Raw genomic sequence first — 8480 nt, 5'->3', positions numbered from 1 at the left:
GCCGACGTTGTCGAGCGAGACGGACAGATCGCGCAGCGCCTCTGGCGTCTCGCCGACGCGGGCGAGGATGCGCCGGGCGATGTCGAGCGACTCGGCGAAGGCGGCGCGCGCGGCTTCCCATTCGCCGAGGGCCTGATCGGTGTTGCCGACGTTGTTGAGCGAGACGGACAGATCGCGCAGCGCTTGGGCATCCTCCGTTCCCGCGGCGGCGAGTCGCCGTCGGGCAGTCTCCGCCATCCAGAGCGCCACCTCGGCCGCGGCGGCGACCTGACCACGCCGTCGCAGGGCATCAAAGGCACGCGCCGCGGCCAGCAGCGCGCCACGGTCATGCTTGCGGCCTTCGTGCACCCGCCGCCACTCGTCCACTTGCGCCCGTTCGGTGTCGCTGAGCCGGAAGGGGGCTGGCTCTTCGGGCGGGTGGGTGGGCGCGGGCTCGGCGTGCTCGGGCGCGAGCCAGTTGCCGGTCTCCAGGCTGAAGCGGCGGATGGCCCAGAGGTCCGGCACCAGTGCCTTGATCTGCGCCTTCTCGGCCCGCGGCAGCACCAGGATCAGCGGGCGGTTGAGCGCCCGGCGCAGCGGCTCGCGGCGCTCGTTGAGCCGGGCGAGGAAGTCCAGCCGTGCGCGCTGCCAGTCCGCCGTGGGAACGCCCGTCGGGGTGCGGGTGAGGTCCAGCCACACCGGCGCGTTCAGCGCCTGCTGATAGCTTGGCGGGTGCAGTAGCCAGGGCAGGACTTGGTCCATCAGCTCGCCCGGGTTCCGTGGCGCCGGCACCGAAAGCCCGGTGACGCGTGCCCGGTAGGCGGCCGCGAGCCGCTCCCGCAGCACACCCAGCACGGCCGGATGGGCGCTGAACAGGAAGATCAGGTCGAAGCCGTCCAGCCATTCCAGGTGCAGCTTCAGGCGCAGCCAGGCGGCCTCGCCGTCGGGGGTCAGGAAGGGGCCCGTCGTCAATCGGCGCCTCCAGTCCGCGCCTCGGCCCGGGTATCGACATGTCCACCGCCGTCGGTCCGGGTCTGATCGAGTGCACGCAGATACGGCCGGATCTCCTCCACCAGCAACGGATGAATGTCGTACCAGGGCTCGCCGTTGAGGTAGTTCATGATCAGGTTGCTGTCCAGAAAGCGCGCCAGCGCCGGCAACTCGCCGGTGGTGGGCAGCGCGGCATCCTTGGTGCGGTGGATCTGCGCCAGCCAGCGGGCGTCATCCTCGGCGATGGGCAGCAGCTCGTTGCGGAGTTGTTCCTCCACGCGGCGCACCATGTCTGCGTCCAGGACGGCATCCGGCTCGCTGAAGCGGGCGGTGCGCAGCGCGATGACGCTCTCGCCGACGAGCCGGAAAAAGTCCCGCAGGTCGCCGCCGGCGCACACGGCCAGCCGCCTCAGCATAGGTGCTGGCACGATGTCGCGCCAGCCGGCGAAACGGCGCTCGATGATCTGCTCCATGATGCCAAGTCCTGCCGGGTCCTCGATGCCTGCGCGGTCGCGCACGTGCACATTCGGCCAGGAGACGATCGGGTGACCGGCGAGGGTGCGCCCCAGGTTCGGTGACAGCACCGGCAGATAGGGCGGCACCGTGTAGACCACGTGCAGTTGCGGAAACGCGAGGCTGGCCGCCTGACCCGAGAACAGGTTGCGGACGCTCTCATGAACTGCGGCCGCGTCCGGGCCGTCCCCGCGCACCTGCTCCACCGAGTCCACCAGCAGCACCACTTTGAGGGCATCCGGGGCGTCGCTGCGCTGGCGCAGGGCGCCGATCAGCTTCAGCACGTAATCGCGGGCGTCCGACACCAGGCGGCTGACGTGGCCGCGCAGGTGCTCTTGCATCCTGGCCTTGAAGTCCGGCTCGGTCTTGAGCCGGAAGCCGAGCTTCTTCGGGCCGCCGGCGCCGGAGAGGTCCAGGTCGACGCCGGTGAGCTCCACCTCGCTGGTGAGAAAGCGCTGCAGACGCTCCATGTACCCGTGCGTAATGGCCTTGAGACCGGTGTCTTCCTCCACCTGCTGGCCAAGGGCGGCCATCAGCGAGAGCAGGAAATCGGACAGCTCCAACGGCTTCGCCGTATTCAGGTGCTCCGCCATGTCCACCAGGAACACACGGTTGTTGGCATCCTGCTCCAGCAGCGCCTTCAGCCGGCGCAGCTCGGTGCTCTTGCCATTGCCGCGAAACCCGGTGAGCAGGTGCACGCTCTCCGAGACCGCGAAGTCGAGCCGTTGCCAGAGGTGCAGGATGGGGTCCTTCTTCGGGGTCGCCTCCAGGATGGGCACGTAGTAGGCGTCGTCGGGGTCCAGCGGCAGCGCGCCGCGGCCGTTGAGGCTTTGATACAGCGCCTTCAGTGGGTCGGTTGCTGCGGGCATCGCGGGGCTCGGCTGTTGGGAGTCTGGGGCGATTGTAGCCCCCTCGGCCGCCGTGAGAGCGGCGTCTCCGGCGCGATGGCCGCGTGGCCGATCGCGGCGGGGACGCCGCTCCCACGGGCACGGATGGGTTAGGGCTCCTCCGCGAGCCAGTCGCGCGGCACGAGATAGCGCTCGTAGAGCTCCGCCTCGGGGCTGTCGGGGTCGGGGTGCCAGTCGTAGCGCCAGCTCACCTCTGGCGGCATGGACATGAGGATGGACTCGGTGCGGCCGCCGGATTGCAGGCCGAACAGGGTGCCGCGGTCGTAGACCAGGTTGAACTCCACGTAGCGGCCGCGGCGGTAGCGCTGGAAGGCGCGTTCCTCGTCGGTGTAATGGAGCCCCTTGCGGCGGGCGACGATGGGGCGGTAGCCGGGCAGGTAGTGCTCGGCGATGCTGCGCGTGAACGCGAAGCAGCGCGCGAAGCCCCAGGCGTTGAGGTCGTCGAAAAAGAGCCCGCCGACGCCGCGGGGCTCCTGGCGGTGCTTGAGGTAGAAGTACGCATCGCAGGCGCGCTTGAGGCGGGCGTGCAGCGCGGCCGAGTCTTCGCCTTCGTCGCCGAAGCCCTCGCAGGCGGCGCGCGCGGTGCGGTGCCAGTGGATCACGTCCTCTTCGTTGCCGTAGTAGGGCGTGAGATCGAAGCCGCCGCCGAACCACCAGACCGGGGGCTCATCGGGCTTCTCGGCGATGAAGAAGCGCACGTTCATGTGCGACGTGGGCACATGGGGGTTCCATGGATGCATCACCAGCGACACGCCCATGGCGCGGAAGCCGCGGCCGGCCAGCTCCGGGCGTGCCGCGCTGGCCGTCGGTGGCAGCTCATCGCCGCGCACGTCGGAGAAGTTGATGCCGGCCTTCTCGAACACGGCGCCGCCCTCCATGATCCGTGAGCGGCCGCCGCCGCCGCCTCGCCTGTCCCAGGCGTCCTCGCGGAATTCGGCACCACCGTCTTCGCGGGCGAACGCGTTGCAGACGCGGTCCTGGAGGTCCAGCAGATAGTTGCGGACGGCGTCGGCGTCGGGCTGGTCTGACATGGCGGGTGCGGGCATGGCGGCTGCGGCTGCGGACGGCGGGTCAGGGGCGTGATGGTACCCAAGCGCCGTCCGCGAGGCAGCCGTCTGGTGCGCCCGATAGCCGCGGCCTTCGTCAGGGAGTTGGTGCTGCGTTAGGCTCGATGGCCGCAACCTGTCCGCAGTTACATGGCCCGGCGGCGGTGGTCGAGCAGGCGCGGACGGCTTTCGTTGCCTTCATCGAAGGTTTGGCGCCGCAGCGCTCCACCGCCGAGAGCTCGCCCGCCGCGGTCGCGGTCGAGTGAGCGCGTGTCGACGGGGGCGGCTGCAGCCGCTTCGCCCGGCCCCGCTCAGCCGCGCTGCTCGTTTTCCAGCGCCTTGCGCGTGATCTTGTCGTAGAGGTCGATGAGCCGGGAGTAGAGCGGCTCCCACTGCGGGTGGTGCTGCACGTAGGGTCCGTCGCGGCGCAGACCCGCGAGCGCGTCGTCCAGGAACAGGGTGTCGCTATCCATGAGCTTGTCGCCGGCGTCCACGCGGCGCTTGATGTCCAGCGCCCGTGGCAGGGTCTGCTGCTCCAGCCGCGTCAGGATCGCCTGGATGACGCCCGCTTCAAGTCGTGGATCTGCCATGGCATCGTGCCTTTGCCGTGGATAAGGAACACATTTTGGCGCGGCCCGGCGGGCCGAACAAGCGCCGCGCCGTTCGTGCCCGGCGGTCGGGTGTTGGCTGCTTCGTGGCGGCCGCGATGTGCGAGAATTCGCGCCGCTTGTACTGACATCGATTCTGTTGCCGTTGGCCGCCGGCGGCCGGCGGGTATCGGGTGAAGCATGCGCCATGTTTACCAATGACCGTCTGGTGATCCTCGATGCCGACGGCACCACCATCGACGCCTTCAAGGCCATCGAGAAGACCTTCGCCGATCACGGGATGGACATCGGGCCGCTGGCGCGGTTCCAGAAGCGGCGCAATATTTTCAAATACTTGGGTGGCCTCAAGGAGATGCCGCAGAACCTGCGCCAGCAGTTCGGCCGCGGCACCCGCACCAAGGTGGTGGCGACGCTCACCGAGGTGTACCGCGAGGAGGCCTGCATGTTCGAGGGCATGGAGCGGCTGATCCGGCGGCTGGCGGCGGCGCCGGACGTGAAGCTGGGTATTGTCACCCGCAACATCACCATCAGCCCGGTGGAGACCCTCACCAGGCTGTTCGACCGCCACGGCATCGAGCCGGACCTGCTTGACTTTCTGGTGCACCTGCCGCTGTCGGAGGACAAGCTGCCGTACTTCCGGCGCACCCGCGAGGAGTTCGAGATCAACCCGGCGCGGGCCTACGCCTGCGGCGACGAGGCCAAGGACTACCGCGCCGCCATCAACACCGGCATGCATCCGTTCATGGTGTCCTACGGCTTCGAGGACTTCGACCGGCTGCATCTCAAGCACGAGATCCCGGCGGAGGTCATCTCGCGTACCCCGGATGAGCTCTCCTGGCGGGTGCTGCACGCCCTGGGCCTGGAGACGGACTGATGAGGATGTGCAAAAAGCCCGTCACCCTGGCTCGCCTGGCGGCGCCAAGTGCTGGCAGTTGACTTGCAGTTGAGTCGAGTTGTCGTGGTCGTGGTCGTGATCGGATACTCGACAACGACAACGACAACGAAAGCAAAGTTGGGAGAAACGCTGCACTAGTGCATCGGCGCGGAAAATGCCGAGATCGTTCGCGGTGTCGGCGCCAACCCGATCGTGTCGCCCTGGAGGGCGACACTCCCAGCGGGCGGCGGCCTTGAGTCTCGGCCCGAGTTGTCGGCTGGAGTCTCGCCCTCCAGGGCGACACGGCCAGAGGCCGGTTTCGGCCCTCGGCCCTTGTTGCATGCCGGGAGTCGATCGGTGCGGCATTCACCGCCTCACGCCGTCGTCGGTCAGGCCGACCCGCACACGTCTGCGTCATCAGCGCTGAGCCGCATCGCCGCCGCAAAGAAAACGCTGCCGGCCCGGGGGCCGCGGCGTTTTCTTTGCGCCAACATCCGGATTCGGCGTTAGCCGAATCCGGGGCGCGTCAGCTGATCTCGGCGCTGCCGCTGTCGGACTCGCCCTTGTTGTCCACCCAAGTGATCTCGATGAGATCGCCGGGCTCGCCGCCCTCGAACTTGAACGACAGGTAGGGGTTCTTGGAGACGCCGCCGCTCCACAGGGCGGTCATCACCACCTGGTCCTTCCACTTGCAGGTGACCTCCTGGATGAAGTGCGCGGGGATCGGGTCGCCGGTCTCCTTATCCTTGCGCAGCCCGGTCTCCATCACGTGGCTCATCAGGGACTTCACGGTGGTGACGCCGTCGCTCACTTTGGCGCGGATCTTGATGTTGCTGGCCATGTCGGTTTACCTCTGAAACTGGTGCCGTTGGTGCTGGTGGCTCGTTCGGTGCGCGGGGCGCTGGATCAGCCGCCGCAGCCGCCGATGGTGACCTTCACCGGCTTGGAGGCGCTCAGCAGGCCGTCGGGGGTCTGCACGACGGCCACCACATCGGCGGTCTTGGCCATCTTGATGCGGGTGGAGACGAACGGGATGGCGTTCTCGCCGAGGTCGAAGGACGCGATGAGCGGGGTGTTGTTCCCGCTGGCGATGATGGAGATGGACTTTGCGCCCTCCACGTCGGCCTCGACGGTCACCGGCACCACGGCGCCGTTCTCGGCGATGTCCGGGGCCTTGATCTTGACCTTGTCGCTGGCCTCGACGGCGTCGGAGCCGAGCAGGTCCTTCAGTGCGCTGGCCTGGTCCTCGGCCTTGAAGGCGGCCGCCGGCCAGTCGGCCAGCACCGCGCGTGGCGTCAACAGCCCGGCACCCACGGCAACGCCGATGGCACCGGCACCGAGGGAGCCCTTCAGCAGGATTCTGCGCTTTGTATCGATCATCGGGAGTCTCCTGTGGATCGGTTGGTTGGTACGGATGGGTGGAACGTGTGATAGGGGGCGTCAGCGCGTGATCATCGCGTCAGCGGGACGCCGTGCCGGTACTCACCGGCGGTCACCGACTGGTTGGGGCGTCCGCCCGTATGGTCGCCGCGTGCGCGAGCCGGTTGGTGGGCGGCGCACGGCACTGGTGCAACAGCGCGCAACTCCCGAGACCGTCTCAGATCGTTGTCGTTGTCTAAACCATACGGATATTCGATAACGACTCCGATTGCGACCGCGATAACGAGGGAGCCCGATCTCGGAATTTCCGCAGCGAACAACTAGGCGTTTGGCCCCGCGGAAAACACCGGGCGCAACCCGCTTGCCTGGCTGACATGCTCGACCGATGGCATCCGCCGAGCGGTAGGCGGTGTCGGGTAGGCGGCTCGCGCGGCGCGCGGCGGGTACAACGGTGGGCCTCCAGGTGTCTTTCGTTCTATCGGCGCCGATCAACGGCCCCTGTGCCGGGGTCTTGTGCCCATGATCATCTGCATGTCCGCCGGAAGCCGGAGGATTCAGCCGAACGTTCGCGGGCGCTTGTCGACGTGGGGGCGAAGCTTAGCGTATCCATTGCGGTGTGGAAATAGCCCCGATGGCGGCGCCAAGGGCGCAGATTGCGGGGTTATCGTTCGGGTTTTCCATGGTGCTTGCTGCGTCGCTCCTCGGCCTGGAGCTCGTCCAGGCGCACCTGGATCTTCGACGCCAGGTGGAACTCCAGGTCCGGCTGGCGCAGGGCCAGCTCGAGCTGGCGTATGGCAGGCTCGAGGTCGCCGGTGCGGTACAAGTATTCGGCGCGCCAGCGCATGGCCGAGGTGCTGTCGCCGGCCTTGACCGCAGCGTCCGCCATCAGCTGGTAAACGGGCGTTACGTCGGGGCGCTGCGCCACCAGTCGCTCCAGGGTCGCCAAGGCTTCACCGGGCTTTCCCGCGTCCATCAGGGCCTCGGCGTAGGCCTGCTGCAGCGGCCAACTGCCGGGGTCGAGTCCGACGCTTCCCTTGAGATCGCGCGCGGCCTTGGCGGCGTTGCCACGGCGGCGGTCGAGCTGCGACTGCAGCACGACGAATTCCACTTGGCTCGGATCGGCGCTCAGCAGGGGCTCGAGCTGGGCGGCGGCGTCGTTCACCCGCCCGGCGCGGGCCAGGGCCAGTGCATAGCCATAGTGCTCAGCGGTCTCGTTGCGATAGCGGCCCTTTTGGAGCGTGTCCTGGAAGTGGTCGATGGCCTGGTCCGCGCGGTTGAAGCTCAGCTCCCAAAGGTGGGCGCGGGTGAGGTGGAAGCGCAGGCTGTCCGGCTTTTGGCTGGGGCCGAAGCGCTCGGCGCGCCCCAGGGCGTCGGCGATGCGATCGCTGGTGACCGGGTGGGTGCGCAGCAGTTCCGGCGCGCCGCTCTCGTAGACGCGGTTGGCTTGGGTGAGCTTCTTGAAGAAGCCCGGCATGGCGTAGGGGTCCTGGCCGGCGCGGGCGAGGGTGTCGATGCCGATGCGGTCGGCCTCCTCCTCGTTGGCGCGGGTAAAGTTGATCTGCCGCTGCGCCACGGCACCCTGGATGCCCATCATGGCGGCGGCGCCCGCCTGTCCGTCCACCGTTGCGCCGAGCACGGCCGCGGCGACGAGCAGCGCAATGGCCGGGATGGTCATCTGCTTCTGCGCCGCGACGGCACGCAGCAGGTGGTTTTGGCTCACGTGCGCGATCTCGTGCGCCAGCACGGCCGCCAGCTCGGACTCGGTTTCGGCAGCCAGGATCAGCCCGGCGTTGACGCCGATGTTGCCTGCCGGGCCGGCGAAGGCGTTGATGCGCGGATCCTCGACGACGAAAAAGTCATAGTGGCCACGGGTCTCGCGGCTCGCGCTCACCAGCCGGTGGCCTAAGGTCTGGATGTAGTCGGTGATGAGCGGGTCAGTGCTGATATCCAGGGACTGGCGCATCCACTTCATGAACTCGATGCCCAGCTCGCGCTGCTCGGCCAGCGTCATGACGTTGTCGGCGGGGCTGCCGAAGTCCGGCAGGTCCATGGCGTCCGCGTAGATGGAGCCGGGCGCCGCCACCAGCGTCAGCGACAGGATGCAGGCGATGAGCTTGTCGCCCACGGCTCGGCGGGTTGCGCTGCTGGCTTGGGGCGTAGTTGCGGTCATGTGGGCGTCGGT

The 8480-nt window shown here is 68.2% G+C and carries 9 protein-coding genes; 2 read left to right on the top strand and 7 right to left on the bottom strand.

What is annotated here, in order from left to right; translation table 11 throughout:
• The 3 genes from LJE69_RS02090 to hemF form a co-directional block, all read right to left on the bottom strand.
• Positions 1 to 951: tetratricopeptide repeat protein (locus LJE69_RS02090; RefSeq protein WP_296920961.1), on the bottom strand; the 951-nt coding region annotated here is incomplete at its 3' end.
• Positions 948 to 2351 (bottom strand): hypothetical protein, encoded by a 1404-nt coding sequence (locus tag LJE69_RS02085; RefSeq protein WP_296920958.1) that lies wholly within the window; start codon positions 2349 to 2351, stop codon positions 948 to 950. The genes LJE69_RS02085 and LJE69_RS02090, both read right to left, overlap by 4 nt.
• A 128-nt stretch (positions 2352 to 2479) precedes the next feature.
• Positions 2480 to 3421: an oxygen-dependent coproporphyrinogen oxidase gene (hemF, locus tag LJE69_RS02080; RefSeq protein ID WP_296920955.1), complete on the bottom strand. Its 942-nt coding sequence runs from the start codon at positions 3419 to 3421 to the stop codon at positions 2480 to 2482.
• Between the two features lie 140 nt (positions 3422 to 3561).
• Between hemF and LJE69_RS02075 the strand changes: the two genes are divergently transcribed.
• Complete coding sequence (locus LJE69_RS02075) at positions 3562 to 3702, top strand: hypothetical protein (RefSeq protein WP_296920952.1); 141 nt, start codon at positions 3562 to 3564, stop codon at positions 3700 to 3702.
• A 45-nt stretch (positions 3703 to 3747) separates the two neighbouring features.
• Here the strand turns inward: LJE69_RS02075 and LJE69_RS02070 are convergent, their stop codons facing one another.
• A complete protein-coding gene (locus LJE69_RS02070) occupies positions 3748 to 4026 on the bottom strand; it encodes a hypothetical protein (protein WP_296920950.1) in 279 nt (92 codons plus the stop codon).
• 205 nt (positions 4027 to 4231) lie between these two features.
• On the opposite strand from LJE69_RS02070, the gene LJE69_RS02065 reads away from it, so the two are divergent.
• Entirely contained in the window at positions 4232 to 4918 is a 687-nt protein-coding gene (locus LJE69_RS02065; protein WP_296920947.1) for an HAD family hydrolase, read from the top strand.
• A gap of 526 nt (positions 4919 to 5444) precedes the next feature.
• On the opposite strand, the gene soxZ is transcribed toward LJE69_RS02065, so the two are convergent.
• The 3 genes from soxZ to LJE69_RS02050 all read right to left on the bottom strand — a co-directional run bounded on the left by soxZ (position 5445) and on the right by LJE69_RS02050 (position 8423).
• Positions 5445 to 5759, bottom strand: a complete 315-nt coding sequence (soxZ, locus tag LJE69_RS02060; protein ID WP_296920944.1) for a thiosulfate oxidation carrier complex protein SoxZ — start codon at positions 5757 to 5759, stop codon at positions 5445 to 5447.
• Between the two features lie 65 nt (positions 5760 to 5824).
• Positions 5825 to 6298: a thiosulfate oxidation carrier protein SoxY gene (gene soxY, locus LJE69_RS02055; RefSeq protein ID WP_296920942.1), complete on the bottom strand. Its 474-nt coding sequence runs from the start codon at positions 6296 to 6298 to the stop codon at positions 5825 to 5827.
• Positions 6299 to 6959: 661 nt separating this feature from the next.
• Positions 6960 to 8423 carry a M48 family metalloprotease gene (locus LJE69_RS02050; protein WP_296920939.1) on the bottom strand — a complete coding sequence of 488 codons (1464 nt, stop codon included), beginning with the start codon at positions 8421 to 8423 and terminating at the stop codon, positions 6960 to 6962.
• Positions 8424 to 8480 lie beyond the last annotated feature (57 nt).

This window comes from Thiohalocapsa sp. (assembly GCF_022340605.1).
In the GTDB taxonomy this organism is placed as follows: domain Bacteria; phylum Pseudomonadota; class Gammaproteobacteria; order Chromatiales; family Chromatiaceae; genus Thiohalocapsa.
Note: the sequence above shows the minus strand (reverse complement) of the source record. Positions and strands in the feature narration are given on the sequence as shown.

Bases quoted from the DNA above. Each gene is read 5' to 3' on its own strand.
- LJE69_RS02085 (WP_296920958.1), bottom strand. From the start codon at position 2,351: ATGCCCGCAGCAACCGACCCACTGAAGGCGCTGTATCAAAGCCTCAAC.
- hemF (WP_296920955.1), bottom strand. From the start codon at position 3,421: ATGTCAGACCAGCCCGACGCCGACGCCGTCCGCAACTATCTGCTGGAC.
- LJE69_RS02075 (WP_296920952.1), top strand. From the start codon at position 3,562: ATGGCCGCAACCTGTCCGCAGTTACATGGCCCGGCGGCGGTGGTCGAG.
- LJE69_RS02070 (WP_296920950.1), bottom strand. From the start codon at position 4,026: ATGGCAGATCCACGACTTGAAGCGGGCGTCATCCAGGCGATCCTGACG.
- LJE69_RS02065 (WP_296920947.1), top strand. From the start codon at position 4,232: ATGTTTACCAATGACCGTCTGGTGATCCTCGATGCCGACGGCACCACC.
- soxZ (WP_296920944.1), bottom strand. From the start codon at position 5,759: ATGGCCAGCAACATCAAGATCCGCGCCAAAGTGAGCGACGGCGTCACC.
- soxY (WP_296920942.1), bottom strand. From the start codon at position 6,298: ATGATCGATACAAAGCGCAGAATCCTGCTGAAGGGCTCCCTCGGTGCC.